Source organism: Bacillus cereus group sp. BfR-BA-01355 (assembly GCF_022663675.1).
Classification (GTDB): Bacteria; Bacillota; Bacilli; order Bacillales; family Bacillaceae_G; genus Bacillus_A; species Bacillus_A thuringiensis_S.
Map to the genome: position 1 here is coordinate 1 of NZ_JAKUFY010000363.1, position 321 is coordinate 321.

Sequence of the window (321 nt, forward strand, 5' to 3'; positions counted from 1 at the left end):
CCAAAAGGATATGAAAAATTAACTAATCCAATTCCATTTGAAATTACAAATGGAATGATAAATGCAGTTCAATTAGAAGTATTAAACAAATTGAATCATTTAGCACCACCAGTTCCAGAAACACCAGATCCAGAAAAGCCTGGAACACCAGATCCAGAGAAACCTGGAACACCAGATCCAGAAAAACCTGGAACACCAGATCCAGAAAAGCCTGGAACACCGGGTCCAGAAAAACCGGAAAAAGAATTACCAAAGACAGGGCAGAAAATGCCTGTGGAACCATATATGGGAGCACTTCTTGTAATGATGAGTTTTGGATTA

1 pseudogene is annotated in these 321 nt (G+C 38.9%); it reads left to right on the forward strand.

The annotated features are described in order from the left end of the window. Nucleotides 1-321: pseudogene (locus tag MR167_RS32060) on the forward strand (MSCRAMM family protein); the annotation flags it as partial.